16 protein-coding genes and 1 riboswitch are annotated in these 15,573 nt (G+C 71.8%); of the genes, 12 read left to right on the top strand and 4 right to left on the bottom strand.

Going from position 1 to position 15,573, the window contains the following annotated elements; genetic code table 11:
- Positions 1-78: 78 nt before the first annotated feature.
- Positions 79-1,212, top strand: a complete 1,134-nt coding sequence (locus tag ACFPQ9_RS36760; RefSeq protein WP_380863374.1) for a glycoside hydrolase family 6 protein — start codon at positions 79-81, stop codon at positions 1,210-1,212.
- On the opposite strand, the gene ACFPQ9_RS36755 is transcribed toward ACFPQ9_RS36760, so the two are convergent.
- Positions 1,194-2,588, bottom strand: a complete 1,395-nt coding sequence (locus ACFPQ9_RS36755) for a uracil-xanthine permease family protein (protein WP_380863136.1) — start codon at positions 2,586-2,588, stop codon at positions 1,194-1,196. The genes ACFPQ9_RS36760 and ACFPQ9_RS36755 overlap by 19 nt on opposite strands.
- A gap of 145 nt (positions 2,589-2,733) precedes the next feature.
- Here ACFPQ9_RS36755 and ACFPQ9_RS36750 point away from each other — a divergent pair, with 145 nt between their 5' ends.
- Positions 2,734-3,189: an acyl-CoA thioesterase gene (locus ACFPQ9_RS36750; protein ID WP_380863134.1), complete on the top strand. Its 456-nt coding sequence runs from the start codon at positions 2,734-2,736 to the stop codon at positions 3,187-3,189.
- On the opposite strand, the gene ACFPQ9_RS36745 is transcribed toward ACFPQ9_RS36750, so the two are convergent.
- Entirely contained in the window at positions 3,149-4,360 is a 1,212-nt protein-coding gene (locus ACFPQ9_RS36745) for an MFS transporter (protein WP_380863132.1), read from the bottom strand. The two genes, ACFPQ9_RS36750 and ACFPQ9_RS36745, sit on opposite strands and share 41 nt — an antisense overlap.
- Before the next feature lie 137 nt (positions 4,361-4,497).
- Between ACFPQ9_RS36745 and ACFPQ9_RS36740 the strand changes: the two genes are divergently transcribed.
- Positions 4,498-5,733: an ROK family transcriptional regulator gene (locus ACFPQ9_RS36740; protein ID WP_380863130.1), complete on the top strand. Its 1,236-nt coding sequence runs from the start codon at positions 4,498-4,500 to the stop codon at positions 5,731-5,733.
- Positions 5,734-5,784: 51 nt separating this feature from the next.
- Here ACFPQ9_RS36740 and ACFPQ9_RS36735 read toward each other — a convergent pair whose 3' ends face one another.
- Together ACFPQ9_RS36735 and ACFPQ9_RS36730 are read right to left on the bottom strand one after the other, a co-directional pair.
- Positions 5,785-6,540 carry an SDR family oxidoreductase gene (locus ACFPQ9_RS36735; protein WP_380863128.1) on the bottom strand — a complete coding sequence of 252 codons (756 nt, stop codon included), beginning with the start codon at positions 6,538-6,540 and terminating at the stop codon, positions 5,785-5,787.
- A 117-nt stretch (positions 6,541-6,657) separates the two neighbouring features.
- Entirely contained in the window at positions 6,658-7,545 is an 888-nt protein-coding gene (locus tag ACFPQ9_RS36730; RefSeq protein WP_380863126.1) for an RNA polymerase sigma-70 factor, read from the bottom strand.
- 319 nt (positions 7,546-7,864) lie between these two features.
- Positions 7,865-7,995, top strand: a riboswitch (FMN riboswitch).
- A gap of 146 nt (positions 7,996-8,141) precedes the next feature.
- Between ACFPQ9_RS36730 and ACFPQ9_RS36725 the strand changes: the two genes are divergently transcribed.
- From ACFPQ9_RS36725 to ACFPQ9_RS36685, 9 genes are all read left to right on the top strand, one after another.
- Positions 8,142-8,774, top strand: a complete 633-nt coding sequence (locus ACFPQ9_RS36725; RefSeq protein ID WP_380863124.1) for a riboflavin synthase — start codon at positions 8,142-8,144, stop codon at positions 8,772-8,774.
- Positions 8,771-9,412, top strand: a complete 642-nt coding sequence (locus ACFPQ9_RS36720) for a nicotinamide mononucleotide transporter family protein (protein WP_380863122.1) — start codon at positions 8,771-8,773, stop codon at positions 9,410-9,412. Before ACFPQ9_RS36725 ends, ACFPQ9_RS36720 begins: the two co-directional genes overlap by 4 nt.
- Positions 9,409-10,761 carry a bifunctional 3,4-dihydroxy-2-butanone-4-phosphate synthase/GTP cyclohydrolase II gene (locus ACFPQ9_RS36715; protein ID WP_380863120.1) on the top strand — a complete coding sequence of 451 codons (1,353 nt, stop codon included), beginning with the start codon at positions 9,409-9,411 and terminating at the stop codon, positions 10,759-10,761. The genes ACFPQ9_RS36720 and ACFPQ9_RS36715 overlap by 4 nt, the downstream gene beginning before the upstream one ends.
- Positions 10,762-10,786: 25 nt before the next feature.
- Complete coding sequence (gene ribH / locus ACFPQ9_RS36710) at positions 10,787-11,272, top strand: 6,7-dimethyl-8-ribityllumazine synthase (RefSeq protein ID WP_126390041.1); 486 nt, start codon at positions 10,787-10,789, stop codon at positions 11,270-11,272.
- Positions 11,273-11,306: 34 nt separating this feature from the next.
- Positions 11,307-11,579 carry a phosphoribosyl-ATP diphosphatase gene (locus ACFPQ9_RS36705; protein WP_004990764.1) on the top strand — a complete coding sequence of 91 codons (273 nt, stop codon included), beginning with the start codon at positions 11,307-11,309 and terminating at the stop codon, positions 11,577-11,579.
- 45 nt (positions 11,580-11,624) lie between these two features.
- Complete coding sequence (gene hisG, locus ACFPQ9_RS36700; RefSeq protein WP_380863117.1) at positions 11,625-12,476, top strand: ATP phosphoribosyltransferase; 852 nt, start codon at positions 11,625-11,627, stop codon at positions 12,474-12,476.
- Between the two features lie 26 nt (positions 12,477-12,502).
- Positions 12,503-12,958, top strand: a complete 456-nt coding sequence (locus ACFPQ9_RS36695; RefSeq protein WP_380863115.1) for a PH domain-containing protein — start codon at positions 12,503-12,505, stop codon at positions 12,956-12,958.
- A gap of 203 nt (positions 12,959-13,161) precedes the next feature.
- On the top strand, positions 13,162-14,487 hold the full coding sequence (locus ACFPQ9_RS36690; protein ID WP_380863113.1) for a hemolysin family protein: 1,326 nt from the start codon (positions 13,162-13,164) through the stop codon (positions 14,485-14,487).
- Entirely contained in the window at positions 14,484-15,572 is a 1,089-nt protein-coding gene (locus ACFPQ9_RS36685; protein ID WP_380863111.1) for a hemolysin family protein, read from the top strand. Before ACFPQ9_RS36690 ends, ACFPQ9_RS36685 begins: the two co-directional genes overlap by 4 nt.
- The last annotated feature ends 1 nt before the right edge of the window (position 15,573 follow it).

Raw genomic sequence — 15,573 nt, 5'->3', positions numbered from 1 at the left:
AGGACCGTGCCAGGCTCACGCGCCCAGCGACTGGCCGCACGCAGGGCCGAGCGCAGGAGGACGGCCCGGCGGAGCGTCATGGTGGTGGCGGCCTCGGTCGTTGCCGCCGTCGGCGCGGCGACCGGGATGATCTCCGCGCTCGAGGACCGCGGGGGCGCCGACGAGGCCGGGCCGCCCCGGGTGACGCGCTCGCCGAGCCTGCAGTCCCTGCCGCTTCTGCCGTCCGCCTCCCCGTCGGTCACGAGGTCCCCCTCGCCGACGTCCGCCTCGCCCACCCGGACGCGGGAGAAGGCCACCGCCACGCCCTCGCCGCCGCGGACCGAGAGGAAGCAGAGCACGGCCGGGGTCTCCAGCCGCCTCTACCGGCACCCCGACTCCCAGGTCCTGGAGTGGGTCCGCGACCACCCCGCCGACCCGCGGCACGCCGTCATCGAATCCCGGATCGCCGCCCAGCCGGCCGCGGTGTGGTTCGCCGATTTCACGCCGGACACCATCACCGCCCGGGTCCGCGCGGTCACCTCGGGCGGCTCGGCGCTCGGGCGGGTGCCGGTGGTCGTGCCGTACGCCATACCGGACCGGGACTGCGGCGGGTACTCCGAGGGCGGGGCGCCCGGCCTCGACGCCTACGACGACTGGATCGACCGGTTCGCCGCCGGGCTCGGCACCGGAGACGTCATCGTCGTCCTGGAGCCCGACTCCGTCGCCCAGGCCGAGTGCCTCTCCGAGGGTGCCCGCGCCGACCGGTTCGCCTCCCTCGCCCGCGCGGGCCGCGTCCTGAAGGCGGCCAACCCCAAGGTCCGCGTCTACTACGACGCCGGCCACTCCGGATGGAACACGCCCGCCCGGCAGGCCCGGTGGCTGCGACAGGCCGGCGCCGCCTCGACCGCGTCCTCCGACGGCGTCTTCAGCAACGTCTCCAACTTCCACACCACACCCGCCGAGATCGCCTACGACCGGCAGGTCCTCGACGCGCTCGGCGGCCCCGCGGGCCTGGGCGCCGTCATCGACACCAGCCGCAACGGCGCCGGTGCTCCGGCGGACGGGGAGTGGTGCGATCCGGCGGGCCGCAAGCTGGGCCGGGCGCCGACGCTGGCCACGGGTGAGGCGCGCATCGACGCCTACCTGTGGGTGAAGCTCCCCGGGGAGTCGGACGGGTGCAAGGGCAGCCCGGGGACCTTCACGGCGTCGTACGCCTACGACTTGGCGCGCTGAGTCCCTTCGTCGTCGTAGGAGGACATGCCCTCGTCCAGCAGGGGCTCCTGCGTCTTGAGGTGGGCCGGGGCGAACGCCCGCAGCGCGTGGTAGCCGGTGATCACGACCAGCGTGCCCAGGGCGATGCCGCTGAGCTGGAAGGTGTCGGTGAACTCCATGGTGACGTTGCCGACGCCGATGATGATGCCCGCCGCGGCCGGCACCAGGTTCAGCGGATTGCGCAGGTCCACCTTGGCGTTGATCCAGATCTGCGCGCCGAGCAGGCCGATCATGCCGTACAGGATGACGGTGATGCCGCCGAGGACACCGCCGGGGATCGCGGCTACGACGGCGCCGAACTTGGGGCAGACGCCGAAGAGCAGCGCGAAGCCGGCGGCGGCCCAGTAGGCGGCGGTGGAGTAGACGCGGGTCGCCGCCATCACGCCGATGTTCTCGGAGTACGTGGTGTTGGGCGGGCCGCCCACCGCCGTGGAGAGCACCGAGGCGGCCCCGTCCGCGGAGATCGCGGTGCCCAGCTTGCTGTCCAGGTTGTCGCCGGTCATCTCGCCGACCGCCTTGACGTGCCCGGCGTTCTCGGCGACCAGGGCGATGACGACGGGCAGCGCCACCAGGATCGCCGACCACTGGAAGGACGGGCCGTGCAGATCGGGCAGGCCGATCCAGTCGGCCTTGCCGACGCCGGAGAGGTCGAGCCGCCAGTGGTCGGTGACCTTGCCGCTCGCGTCGGCCGAGTGGATCCGGCCGAAGATCCGGTCGGAGGCCCAGGAGACGCCGTAGCCGAAGACCAGGCCCAGGAAGATCGCGATCCGGGACCAGAAACCGCGCAGACCGACCACGGCCAGACCGGTGAACAGCATCACCAGCAGCGCCGTCCACTGGTCCTGCGGCCAGTACGTGGACGCCGTCACCGGGGCGAGGTTGAAGCCGATCAGCATCACCACCGCGCCGGTGACGATCGGCGGCATCGTGGCGTGGATGATCCGCGCCCCGAACCGCTGCACGGCGAGGCCCACCAGGAACAGCACCGCGCCGACGACCAGGACCGCACCGGTCACGACCGCGCTCGAACCGCCGTCGGCCCGGATCACCGCCGCGACGCCGACGAAGGAGAGCGAGCAGCCGAGATAGCTGGGCACCCGGCCGCGCGTGGCCAGCAGGAAGATCACCGTCGCGACGCCCGACATCATGATCGCCAGGTTGGGGTCGAGCCCCATCAGGACCGGCGCCACGAACGACGCGCCGAACATCGCCACCACATGCTGGGCGCCGAGCCCGACCGTACGGGGCCAGGAGAGCCGTTCGTCGGGCCGGACGACCGCTCCGGGCGCGGGGGTGCGTCCGTCGCCGTGCAGTTTCCAGCGGACGCCGAGATCCATGGTGCGGTTTCGCTTTCGTCGTGCGGGTGGGTGTCCGGACCATTGTCAGGGACACCGGAGACGGTGCCGGCCCGGGCCCATCAGGGATGCTGAGCGCCCGCTTAGGATGGTGGGAGCCATCCCGTACGCCCCAGGAGACCCACCCGTGACCGCCGAAGCCCCCGTCGCGCCCACGTCCTACGGCCGACTCGTCCCCGTCACCGTCCACTTCGACGACCTGGACGCGCTCGGACTGCTGCACAACGCCCGCTACCCGCTGATGGTCGAGCGGGCCTGGGCCGAGCTGTGGCAGGAGCACGGCTTCCGCTTCGAGGGCGACTGGGTCGCCGCCGGCGATGCCTGCAACGCGGTGAAAGAGCTGCGCATCGGTTACGAGACGCCGGTCACCAGGCCCGGCGTCTACGCCGTCCACCTCTGGCTGGAACGGCTCGGCAACACCGGGCTGACGTACGGCTTCCGGTTCTGCTCGGCCGACGGCTCGGTGACCTACGCCCACGGCGCCCGGGTCCTGGTCCGGCTGGACGCCGGGACGCTGCGCCCGGCGCCGTGGAGCGAGGGCTTCAGGGCCGCGGGTCGGGAACTGCTGCGTCCGGTCGGCTGACCTTCGGGCGCTCACGGTCGCCGGCCCGCAGAACGCGAGCGAACACGACGAGTCCGAAGGACAGCACGGTGACCAGGCAGAACGACACCACCAGGCTGGTGGCCTGGGCGATCCCGCCGATCGCGCTCGGGGCGATCAGCCCCGAGGTGTAGGTGATCGTCGCGACGCCCGCGATGGCCAGCGAGGGGTTGGGGCCGCTGCGGCCGGCCGCGGCGAAGCACAGCGGCACGACCACCGCGATGCCGAGCCCCAGCAGTGCGAACCCGGTCATCGCCAGGGCCGGCTGGTCCGAGACGATGATCAGCAGTCCGCCGAGCGTGGCGAGGACACCGCTGAACCGGACCGTGCGCACGGAGCCGTAGCGGTCCACCACCTTGTCGCCGACGAGCCGGGCGATCGCCATGGTGAGCGTGAACCCGGTCGTGCAGGCCGCCGCGAGACCCGCCGAGGTGTCCAGCTGGTCCCGCAGATAGACCGCCGACCAGTCCAGGCTCGCCCCCTCCGCGAACACCGCGCAGAACCCGACCGCGCCGATGAGCAGCGCCGACCTGGGCGGCAGCGCGAACCGGGGCGGCGGCTCCTCGTCCTCGGCGGGCTGGAGGTCGAGCACCCACTGACAGGCCGCCACACCGAGCAGCGTGAGCGTCACCGCCGCGAGCGCGTGGTGCAGCCGGGCGTCCGAGCCGAGGTGTGCCGCGAGCGTGCCGGCCGCCGAGCCGATCAGGGCGCCGGCGCTCCACATGCCGTGCAGGCCCGACATGATCGACCGGCCGAGCCGGGTCTCGACCTCGACGCCGAGCGCGTTCATCGCCACGTCCGCCATGCCGGCCGTGGCGCCGTAGACGAACAGCGCCAGACACAGCGTCAGCAGGTTGGGGGCGAGCGAGGGCAGGATCAGCGCCAGCGTCCACAGGGCGATCAGTCCGCGCAGGGCGTTGCGGGCACCGAAGCGGTGGGTGATGCTGCCCGCCAGCGGCATCGCCACGGAGGCGCCGAGCGCGGGGAAGGCGAGCGCGATGCCCAACTGGCCCGCGCTGACGCCGGCATGGTCCTGGATCCACGGCACGCGCGTCGCGAACGAGCCGGTGACGGCGCCGTGCACGGCGAAGACGGCGGCCACGGCATACCGGGCTCGCCTCACTTCGCGCAGGTCGTAGACCATCCCACTCATTGTGCGGCCCCTCCCGGTCTTCGCTTTCGCCTGAGTCGGCCGTAAACTATCAGGAACCCTGCCTGATAGATAGAGTGTTTTCGCGGCCACCCGCTGCCGTGCCCCGCACGGCCCGGCCGATCTGGAAGGATCCCGGCATGCCCGCATCCCCGAGCACCGCCCGGGCCATCAACGACCGGCTCGCCCTCCGACTGCTCCAGCAGCAGGGCGCGTTGACGGCAGGACAGCTCAAGCAGCTGACCGGACTGTCCCGGCCGACCGTGGCCGACCTCGTCGATCGCCTCACAGACGCCGGCCTGATAGCGGTCGTCGGCGAGGCCGGCGAGCAGCGCCGCGGCCCGAACGCCAAGCTGTACGGCATCGTCGCCGACCGCGCCCAGCTGGCGGCCCTGGACGTCCGTACCGAAGGTGTCTCGGTGCTCGTGTCCGACCTGGTCGGGACCGTGCTCGCCGAGGCGTCGGTGCCGATCGGCGGCGACACCGGGACGGGTCCGGCGGTGGAGCAGGCGGTGGCGCTGGTGGAACGGGTGGTGAAGGAGGCCGGGGCGGACCGGCTCCACACGGTGGGCATAGGTGCCCCGGGCCTGATCGACCCGGCGAGCGGTGAACTGCGCGACTCCAGCGGCCTGCCCGAATGGCACCGCAGCCTGGTCGCGGCCCTTCAGGAACGGCTCCCCGAGGCCCGCGTCAACGTCGAGAACGAGACCAACCTCGCCGCCCTCGCCGAACAGCGCGACGGAGTGGCGGCCGACCGGGACACCTTCGTCCTGCTGTGGCTCGGCCACGGCACCGGCGCTGCGGTCGTCCTCGACGGCGCCCTGCGCCGCGGCGCCTCCGGCGGCACCGGCGAGATCGGCTTCCTGCCGGTGCCCGGGACGACGGGGCTGCCGTCGGCGGTGGACTGCGACGGCGGTTTCCACTCGCTGGCGGGGTCGACGGCGATCGTGGAACTCGCAAAGTCGTACGGCCTGCCGGTCGAGGACGCCGCCGCGTCCGGGCCGCTCGCGGCGGGGGTGGTGGGGAGCGCCGTCGCGCTGGTCGCCGGGACCGCTGGCCGGCCGGAGCGTGCCGGGCCCTCGGACCTCACCGGCCCGGCCGAGCGCTTCCTGGACACCCTCGCCGACCGCCTGGCCATCGGCGTCGCCTCGGTCGTCGCCATCCTCGACCCCGGCTGTGTGGTCCTCGGCGGCGAGGTCGGGCAGGCCGGGGGAGAGGTGCTCGCCGCGCGGGTGGAGGAACGGATCCGCCGGATGTCGCCGCTCGCGACAGTGGTGCGGCCCAGCGGCCTGGGCGGCGGCGCCGTCCTGCGCGGCGCACTGCTCACCGCACGGGACGCGGCGCAGAACGAACTGTTCGCGCCGCCGGACCGCTGACCACGGGAGAACCGGGCAGGCCGACGGCACACGGGCCTTGCCGGCGCAGGGTCAGACGCCCCGCGCGCCCCCGACCCGCCGCCCCAGATACTCCTCGAACGTCCCCTTGCCCACCGCATGCTCCGGCGCCAGATGACCGCCCGAGCGGAAGCTCCGGTACGCCTTCCCCCACAGCGGCACGTTCACGACCAGCCGCCTGCGGCCCGCGGCCTTGAAATAGGCGCGGGCCAGCGAGTCGAAGCTGCGGACCTCGGGTCCGCCCATGTCGGCGACCCGTCCGGCCGGAGCCGCCACGGCCAGCTCGGCCAGCCGGTCCGCCACCTCCGCGACCTCGACGGGCTGGTCCGGCACGCCGGACGGGATCAGCACGACCGGCACCTTGGCCAGGGCTCCGAGCACCTTCACCACCAGGTCGTGGAACTGGGTCGCGCGCAGCACGGTCCACTTGAGCCCCGACTCCTCGACCATCCGCTCCACGGCGAGCTTGGCCTTGTAGTAGCCCAGCGGCACCCGGTCGACGCCGACGATCGAGATGTACACCAGATGCCGTACGCCGGCCTTCCGCGCCGCCGCGATCAGCTGTCCCGCCGCCTCCTCGTCACCACCGTTCGTCGAGGTCGCGCAGTGGACGACCGTGTCCACGCCCGCCATCGCGGCGTCCAGGCCGGGACCGCCCTTGCGCAGGTCGACGGCGTACGGCTGGGCGTGCCGGCTGAGCACCCGCACCTCGTGGCCGTCCCCGCGCAGCCGCTCGGTGACGAGCCGGCCGAGCGTGCCGGTGCCGCCGGTCACCAGGATCGTGGTCATGCTGTTCAGTCCTCTCGGACGCCGGGCGCTCCCGGGCGGAGCGCCCCCTCGCCGACTAGGGACCGGGCACCCGCGCGAAATGTGACAGCCCGGAACCCGCCGCGCGCTCGGGCCGGTCTACGCCCGCGCCAGCTGCCGGCCCACGAACTCCAGCTTGTCCGGATTGGCCACGGCCCGCACGTGCCCGATCAGCCCGTCCCGCACGTCGAACGCCATCACCGTCATCAGGGTGTCGCCCGCCCAGACGGCCACCGCGGCCGAACCGTTGACCTCGGCGAGCGTGAAGTCCACACCCGCCAGGAACGTCCGCGACGCACCCGCGAGGAAGCGGGACACCTTCTCCCGGCCCTCGATCGGCCGCCGTGCCGCCGAGACCTTTCCGCCGCCGTCGCTCGACCAGACGACGTCGGCCGCCAGCAGCTTCTCCAGCCCGCTGAGGTCACCGTCGCGGGCCGCCGTGAGGAACGACCTGACCAGCTCCTCCTGCCGTTCGGGAGTCGACTCGAACCGCGAGCGGTCCTCACCGACCCGCCGTACCGCGCGCCGGTAGAGCTGCCGGGAGTTCGCCTCGGTCAGATCCAGCGCCTCGGCGATCTCCCGGTGGCCGTAGGCGAACGCCTCCCGCAGCACGTACACGGCCCGCTCGGTCGGGGTCAGCCGCTCCAGCAGCACGAGCATCGCCAGGGACACGGCATCCCGCTGCTCGGCGGCCTCGAGGGGGCCGAGGGCGCCGTCCGAGGTGGCCACAGGCTCCGGCAGCCAGGGGCCGACGTACCGCTCGCGCCGGGCGCGAGCGGAGGTCAGCCGGTTGAGGCAGAGGTTGGTGACGACCTTGGCCAGCCAGGCCGACGGATGCTCGATCGTGTCCCGGTCGGCGCCGCTGAAGCGCAGATAGGCGTCCTGGACGGTGTCCTCGGCCTCCTCCGCGGAGCCGAGCAGGCGATAGGCCAGGCCGAACAGCCGCGGGCGGTGTGTCTCGAACTCTTCGGCGGTCGCGCTCGTCATGCCCTCACCCTGCCAGAGGCGCCGCGGGCACGAGTTGGGAGACCCGGCGGCGGGCAAGGGCCGTCGTCACCGCCGCCGGGCCGTCTGCGGGGGGCTCCAAGGGAAGAGGGATCCGAGGACGGGGAGGTTCCCGCACAGTAAAATGGACTAGACCATAGCGTCAATAGGTATGGACCAATCTCAAGGGCATTTCCGCGCAAGGGAGTTGGGGGCCCGGCCGGCCGTCGTAGAAGTCCAGCGCAAGGGCCTGTGAGCCACCCCACACCCCTCGCCCGTATGGACACCGATCAGGCGTGGCACACTGGCCCTGTACCAGAAGCAGCGCACTCCGGGGTCGGTGAAAGTCCGAACCGGCGGTTACAGTCCGCGACCCGGTCGCCTCCAGCGGCCGGTTGACCAGGTGAAATTCCTGGACCGACGGTTAAAGTCCGGATGGGAGGCAGTGCGCGGCGGGCGGGCATTCGTGCGCGCCGCCGTACCGGTTCGTCCATGAGGCGAGCCCTGTCCGGCGTCGCCCCCGGTGTCCCTGCCCGTACATTCTGTCGTCATCGACAGCCCCGGAGTCCGTGCCCCTATGTGGCAGGAGGACCCGGGAAGTGTTCACCGGAATCGTCGAAGAGCTGGGCGAGATCACCGCCGTCGAGACCCTCGACGACGCCTGTCGCTTCCGACTGCGCGGCCCCGTCGTCACCGACGGCGCGAAGCACGGCGACTCCATCGCCGTCAACGGCGTATGCCTGACGGTCGTCGACCACGAGGGCGACGAATTCACCGCCGACGTCATGGCCGAGACCCTGAACCGCTCCAGCCTGGGCGTCCTCTCCGTGGGCTCCCGCGTCAACCTGGAGCGCCCCATGGCCGTGGGCGAGCGCCTCGGCGGGCACATCGTGCAGGGCCACGTCGACGGCACCGCCGAGGTGCTGGAGCGCAAGCCCTCCGACAACTGGGAGATCGTGAAGATCTCGCTCCCCGCGGACCTCTCCCGCTACGTGGTCGAGAAGGGCTCCATCACCGTCGACGGCATCAGCCTCACCGTCGTCGACGCCGGACCCGACTACTTCACCGTCAGCCTGATCCCCACCACCCTCGACCTGACCACCCTGGGCCTGAAGCAGCCCGGCGACCCGGTCAACCTCGAGGTCGACGTCATCGCCAAGTACGTCGAGCGGATGCTCGGCGACCGGGCCCTCGGCGACCGGACCTCCTCCGAAGGGGAGACGGCGAAGTGAACTCGCTGAACTCCGAGGCCTTCGTCCTGTTCGACCAGCACATCCTCTGGTCGGACATGATCGGCAACCTCTTCGGCCTCGCCGCCCTCGCCCTCGGCTGGCGGCGCTCGATATGGACCTGGCCCGTGCAGTTCCTCGCCGGACTGATCCTGTTCGCGGCGTTCTTCGGCCATCTGACCGGCAGCGCCGGCAAGCAGGCGGTCGTCATGCTGGTCGCCCTGTACGGCTGGTGGCAGTGGCAGCGCGGGAAGGGGCAGGCCGAGGACGGCCACATCAGCGTCCGGTTCGCCACCTGGCGCGAGCGCGGCGCCATGGTCGCGGCGGCCGCCGCCGGCACCGTCGCGGTGGCGCTGCTCTTCAAGGCGTACCCCACCCTGTCCTGGGACCCCTGGCCCGACGCCTACATCTTCGTCGGCACCATCGTCGCCATGTACGCCCAGGCCCGCGGCATGGTCGAGTTCTGGTTCGCCTGGCTGCTCGTCGACCTGGTCGGCGTGCCCCTGAACTTCGCCAACGGCTACGCCTTCTCCGGCTTCGTCTACGTCATCTACGGCGCACTCGTCCTGTGGGGCATGCGCGACTGGTGGCTGCGCTCCCGCAACGACGCGCGGCCCGTCCTGGAAGGAGCGCCGGCATGACGACGGCACCGACCCTGTACCGCACCGAGGACATCGAGGACGTCGAGGACCTGACCCTCGACCCGGTCGAGCGCGCCATCGCCGACATCGCGGCCGGCCGCCCGGTCGTGGTCGTCGACGACGAGGACCGGGAGAACGAGGGCGACCTCGTCATCGCCGCCGAGCACGCGACCCCCGAGATAGTCGCGTTCATGATGAGCGAGTGCCGCGGCCTGATCTGCGCCCCCATGGAGCCGGACGAGCTGGACCGGCTGGAGCTCCCGCAGATGGTCCAGGACAACACCGAGTCGATGAAGACCGCGTTCACGGTCTCCGTGGACGCCTCGGCCGCCCACGGCGTGACCACCGGCATCTCGGCCTCCGACCGCTCCACCACCCTCCAGCTCCTCGCGAGCGGCAAGGCGGAGCCGTCGGACCTCGTCCGCCCCGGCCACATCTTCCCGCTGCGCGCCCGCCCCGGCGGCGTCCTCGTGCGCAACGGCCACACCGAGGCCGCCGTCGACCTCGCCAAGCTCGCGGGCCTGCGCCCGGCCGGCGCCATCGTCGAGATCGCCGGGGAGGACGGCGAGATGCTGCGCCTGCCCGAGCTGATCCCGTTCGCCCGCAAGCACGGCCTGACGATCATCTCCATCGAGGACCTGATCACCTACCTGCGGGAAGCCGAGCACCCGAAGCCCGTGCGGCAAGAGCCCGCCCCGGGCCGGCCCACGATCCGCCGCGAGGCCGAGGTCCATCTCCCCACCGCCCACGGCACCTTCACCGCGTACGGCTACCGCTCCACCGTCGACGGCGTCGAACACGTCGCCCTCGTGCACGGCGAGCTCGGCGACGGCGAGGACGTCGTGGTCCGGATCCACTCCGAGTGCCTGACCGGCGACGTCTTCCACTCGCTGCGCTGCGACTGCGGCCCCCAGCTTCAGGCGGCGCTGGAACGCATCCAGGACGAGGGCCGCGGAGTCGTCGTCTACCTGCGCGGACACGAGGGCCGGGGTATCGGTCTGATGTCCAAGCTGCGCGCCTACGAACTCCAGGAGCGCGGCCGCGACACCCTCGACGCCAACCTGGAACTCGGTCTGCCCGCCGACGCCCGCGACTACGGCGCCGGCGCGCGGATCCTGGCCGACCTGGGCGTGCGCAGCGTGCGCCTGCTGACCAACAACCCCGACAAGTCCGACGCGCTGCGCGGCCACGGCATCGAGGTCACCGAGCGCGAGCCGATGCCCGTGCAGGCGGGCGAGCACAACCTGACGTACCTGCGCACCAAGCGGGACCGGATGGGCCACGACCTGCCCTGGCTGGACACGGCCCCCGAGGCCCCGGCCCCCCTGTCCACCTGCACCAACCAGTAACAGCACACCGAGGAGACGCAAGAACGTGAGCGGCAAGGGCGCACCGGAACTGTCCGTACGCAATGTGGGCGACCTGCGGGTCGCGGTCATCGCGGCACAGTGGCACGAGAAGGTGATGGACGGACTGGTGGACGGCGCGCTGCGCGCCCTGCACGACCTGGGCATCGACGAGCCGACCCTGCTGCGGGTCCCCGGCAGCTGGGAGCTCCCGGTCGTCGCCAAGGTCCTCGCGGGCCGCGGCTACGACGCGATCGTGGCCCTCGGGGTCGTCATCCGCGGCGGCACCCCCCACTTCGAGTACGTGTGCCAGGGCGTGACCCAGGGCCTGACCCAGGTCTCCGTCGAGACCGGCGTCCCCATCGGCTTCGGCGTGCTGACCTGCGACACCGAGGAGCAGGCCCTGGACCGGGCGGGCATCGAGGGCTCCAACGAGGACAAGGGGCACGAGGCGGTGACGGCCGCCGTGGCCACCGCGGCGACCCTCCGCTCAGTATCTGAACCCTGGCGCTGACGAAAGCCGTATGTGGCATAGGCTGAGCGTCACCATGTCCAAGAAGACGTTCGAGGAGCTCTTCACCGAGCTCCAGCACAAGGCCGCCCACGGCGATCCCGCCACCTCCCGTACCGCCGAACTCGTCGACAAGGGCGTCCACGCCATCGGCAAGAAGGTCGTCGAGGAGGCCGCCGAGGTCTGGATGGCCGCCGAGTACGAGGGCAAGGAAGCGGCCGCCGAGGAGATCTCGCAGCTGCTGTACCACGTCCAGGTGATGATGGTCGCCCGCGGCATCTCCCTCGACGACGTGTACGCCCACCTGTAAGCCACCCGCCGCAAGAAACCTCTCAGAGCAAAGGAAGCCGACCTCATGCTGCGCATCGCCGTCCCCAACAAGGGTTCCCTGTCCGGCCCTGCGGCGGAGATGCTGCATGAGGCCGGCTACCAGCAGCGCCGCGAGTCCAAGGAGCTGCGGATCGTCGACCCCGGCAACGACGTCGAGTTCTTCTACCTGCGCCCCCGCGACATCGCCATCTACGTCGCCTCCGGCCAGCTCGACATCGGCATCACCGGCCGTGACCTGCTGATCGACTCCGACGCCGACGCCGAGGAGATCCTGCCGCTCGGCTTCGCCCGCTCCACCTTCCGCTTCGCCACCAGGCCCGGCACCGTCGGCGACGACCTGGCGGACCTCAAGGGCAAGACGGTCGCCACCTCCTACGAGGGCATCGTCGCCAAGCACCTGGCCGACAACGGCATCGACGCCTCCGTCGTCCACCTCGACGGCGCCGTCGAGACCGCCATCCAGCTCGGTGTCGCCCACGTCATCGCAGACGTCGTCGAGACCGGCACCTCGCTGCGCAACGCCGGCCTGGAGGTCGTCGGCGAGCCGATCATGAAGTCCGAGGCCGTCGTCATCCGCCGCGTCGGCGCGGACGCCGAGGACCCCAAGGTCCAGCAGTTCCTGCGCCGCCTCCAGGGCGTCCTGGTCGCCCGGACCTACGTGATGATGGACTACGACTGCCGCGTCGAGCAGTTGGAGAAGGCCGTCGCGCTGACCCCGGGCCTGGAGTCGCCGACCGTCTCGCCGCTGCACAACGAGGGCTGGGTCGCCGTCCGCGCGATGGTCCCGGCCAAGGAAGCCCAGCGCATCATGGACGACCTGTACGACATCGGCGCCCGGGCCATCCTGACCACGGCCATCCACGCCTGCCGCCTGTAGAGAACGCGTCTGTAGAGAACACAGAGATGTCCGAACTGCCTGCTCTTCCCGTCACGTTCCGACCGGGCCGCACCCGGGCCGTCCTGCTCACCGCGGGCGTCGCGATCTTCGTCGTCATCACGGCCGTCGCGCTGCTCCTGGAGAAGCTCGGCCCCGGTGAGCGCCTCAGCTTCATCCTCACCGGCGCGCTCATGTTCGGCGTGCTGGCGATGCTGGCGCGCGTGAAGGTCGTCGCCGACGAGTCCGGGGTCACCGTGGTGAACATCGCCACCCGGCGCCGGCTGGACTGGGCCGAGATCCTCCAGGTGAACCTCCGTCCGGGCGACCCCTGGGTGTTCCTCAACCTCAGCGACGGCACCAGCCTGCCCGCGCTCGGCATCCAGCCGGGCATCGCCAAGCAGCACGCCATCGCCGACGCGCGGGCCTTGCGGGCGCTCGCCGAGGCCCATGGCATCAAGGAGCCCGAGGACCACGAGGGCTGACTCGGCGGCGTCCACCCTGCCGTAAATCGCGATGTCTTGATTAATCTGTTGGCGGAGGCGTTTTCGTGACGCCTCCGCCACTGATGTTCCCCACGGTCTTCAGAGGCCCCCCTGCTACCCGAGGAGTGATTCCTTCCAGCGATGGACGGATCGTCCTGTAGTACCTGCGCCGCCCCCACCCGACATACCGGGGCGGCCGCGTCATGAGCATCCCCCTGCTGCTACTCGCAGCCGCGTTCCTGCTGATCCTCGCCAACGGCTTCTTCGTGGCCGCCGAGTTCGGCCTGGTCACCGTCGAGGCGACGGACGCCGAGAAGGCGGCCGCCGAGGGCGACCGCCGGGCCCACCGGGTCGTCGAGTCGCTCAAGGAACTGTCCTTCCAGCTCTCCGGCACCCAACTCGGCATCACCATCACCTCCCTCGTCGTCGGCATGCTCGCCGAACCGGCGCTGGCGGAGCTGCTGGGCGGCCCGTTCACCGCGATCGGCATCCCCGAGGGCGCGGTGTCCGGGGTGGCCGTCGTCGTCGGCATGCTGCTGGCCTCGGCCGTGCAGATGGTGATCGGCGAGCTCGTGCCCAAGAACTGGGCGGTGTCCCGACCGATGCAGGTCGCGCGCTTCGTCGCCGGCCCGCAGCATGTCTTCGCGCGGCTCTTCCGCCCGGTGATCGCCGGGCTGAACGCCGTGGCGAACCGGCTGGTGCGCGCACTGGGCATCGAGCCGGCCGAGGAGCTGGCCTCCGCGCGCACCCCCGGCGAACTGGTGTCCCTGGCCCGGCACTCCGCCCAGGCCGGCGCCCTGGAACAGGACACCGCGGACCTCTTCGTCCGGACCCTGTCGCTGGCCGAGCTCACCGCGCAGCACGTCATGACCCCGCGTGTGAAGGTCAGCGCGCTGCAGTCGTCGGCGACCGCCGAGGACGTGGTCAACCTCACCCGCGCAACCGGTCTGTCCCGATTCCCGGTCTACCGGGAGAAGATCGACGAGATAGTCGGCATGGTCCATCTGAAGGACGCGCTGGCGATCCGTTCGAGTGAGCGGCTGCGCACCCCGGTCGGCCGGATCTCCCGCCCGGCGCTGCTCGTCCCCGAGACCCTGCCGGTCCAGCCGCTCCTCGCCCAGCTGCGCAGCGAGCAGCCCATCGCCGTCGTCGTCGACGAGTACGGCGGCACGGCCGGCGTGGTCACGCTGGAGGACATCGTCGAGGAGATCGTCGGCGAGGTCCGCGACGAGCACGACGGCCAGGACCTCCCCGAACTCGCCGCGGCCCCGCCGGAGGACGGCCGCCCCGCCTGGGACGCCGACGGCAGCTGCCGGGTCGACATCCTCCAGCGCATAGGACTCGACGTGCCCGAGGGGCCGTACGAGACCGTCGCCGGCCTCGTCGCCGACCTGCTCGGGCGTATCCCGGCCGTCGGCGACCGGGCGGAGCTGCCGGGCTGGCGGCTGTCGGTGCGCCGGGTCGGCCACTACCGCGCCGAACGCGTCCGGCTGGTGCGGACGGGGTCCGTGGTGGAGGTCGCCCGATGAGCGTGCTCCAACTCGTCTTCGCCGCACTGCTCGTGCTCGCCAACGGCTTCTTCGTCGGAGCCGAGTTCGCTCTCGTCTCGGTGCGCCGCAGCCAGATCGAACCGCTGGGCACGGCCCGCGCCCGCCAGGTCCTGTACGGCCTGGAGCGGCTGCCGCAGATGATGGCGGCGGCCCAGTTCGGCATCACCGTCTGCTCCCTGACGCTCGGCGCGGTCGCCGAACCGACCGTGGCGCATCTGCTGGAGCCGGTCTTCGAGTGGGCCCATCTGCCGGACGGCATGATCCACCCGCTCACCTATGTCATCGCGCTCGCCGCAGTGGTCTTCTTCCACCTGGTCATCGGCGAGATGGTGCCGAAGAACCTGGCCATGGCGGCGCCGGAGAAGGCGGCGCTGTGGCTCAGCCCCGGCCTGGTGTGGTTCGCCCGCTTCTGCAAGCCGATCACCGTCGCCCTCGGCGCGGTCGCGCAGGCCATCCTGCGGCTGTTCCGCGTCGAGCCCAGGGACGAGATCGAGGCGGTCTTCACCAGCGAGCAGCTCAACCGGCTCGTCGAGGACTCCGGGCAGGCGGGTCTGCTCGACCCCGAGGAGCAGGAGCGTCTGGAGGACGCCCTGGAGCTGGGCTCCCGCCCGGTGACGGACGTCCTGCTCGGGCGCGAGTCCCTCGTCACCGTCAGCCCTTCGGTCACTCCCGGCCAGATCGTCGCGCTCACCGCCCGCACCGGGTACTCCCGCTTCCCGGTCGCCGCGGAGAACGGCGCCTTCATGGGCTATCTGCATGTGAAGGACGTACTGGACCTGGAGGAGTCGGAGCGTGCGGTGCCGCAGCAGGTGTGGCACCCGATGACGACCCTGCGCTCGGAACTGCCCCTGGACGACGCCCTGACGGTGATGCGCCGCGCCGCGACCCACCTCGCCCAGGTGGCCGACGCCTCCGGACGGGTCCTCGGCCTGGTCGCGCTGGAGGACGTACTGGAGCTCCTGGTGGGCGAGGTACGGGACCCGGCGCACCGGGAGCTGCCCGAGGTGCGGGTCACCGCGCCGCGGGTCGGCAGCGGGGAGCCGGAAGAGGCACTGGCAGGTTGAT

The organism is Streptomyces coerulescens, assembly GCF_042657965.1.
Taxonomy (GTDB): Bacteria; Actinomycetota; Actinomycetes; order Streptomycetales; family Streptomycetaceae; genus Streptomyces; species Streptomyces coerulescens.
Note: the sequence above shows the minus strand (reverse complement) of the source record. Positions and strands in the feature narration are given on the sequence as shown.

Coding starts and splice junctions, on each gene's coding strand:
- ACFPQ9_RS36760 (WP_380863374.1), top strand. CDS start 79: ATGGTGGTGGCGGCCTCGGTCGTTGCCGCCGTCGGCGCGGCGACCGGG.
- ACFPQ9_RS36735 (WP_380863128.1), bottom strand. CDS start 6,540: ATGACCACGATCCTGGTGACCGGCGGCACCGGCACGCTCGGCCGGCTC.
- ACFPQ9_RS36705 (WP_004990764.1), top strand. CDS start 11,307: ATGTCCAAGAAGACGTTCGAGGAGCTCTTCACCGAGCTCCAGCACAAG.
- ACFPQ9_RS36755 (WP_380863136.1), bottom strand. CDS start 2,588: ATGGATCTCGGCGTCCGCTGGAAACTGCACGGCGACGGACGCACCCCC.
- ACFPQ9_RS36715 (WP_380863120.1), top strand. CDS start 9,409: ATGACGACGGCACCGACCCTGTACCGCACCGAGGACATCGAGGACGTC.
- ACFPQ9_RS36695 (WP_380863115.1), top strand. CDS start 12,503: ATGTCCGAACTGCCTGCTCTTCCCGTCACGTTCCGACCGGGCCGCACC.
- ACFPQ9_RS36745 (WP_380863132.1), bottom strand. CDS start 4,360: ATGAGTGGGATGGTCTACGACCTGCGCGAAGTGAGGCGAGCCCGGTAT.
- ACFPQ9_RS36690 (WP_380863113.1), top strand. CDS start 13,162: ATGAGCATCCCCCTGCTGCTACTCGCAGCCGCGTTCCTGCTGATCCTC.
- ACFPQ9_RS36740 (WP_380863130.1), top strand. CDS start 4,498: ATGCCCGCATCCCCGAGCACCGCCCGGGCCATCAACGACCGGCTCGCC.
- ACFPQ9_RS36730 (WP_380863126.1), bottom strand. CDS start 7,545: ATGACGAGCGCGACCGCCGAAGAGTTCGAGACACACCGCCCGCGGCTG.
- hisG (WP_380863117.1), top strand. CDS start 11,625: ATGCTGCGCATCGCCGTCCCCAACAAGGGTTCCCTGTCCGGCCCTGCG.
- ACFPQ9_RS36685 (WP_380863111.1), top strand. CDS start 14,484: ATGAGCGTGCTCCAACTCGTCTTCGCCGCACTGCTCGTGCTCGCCAAC.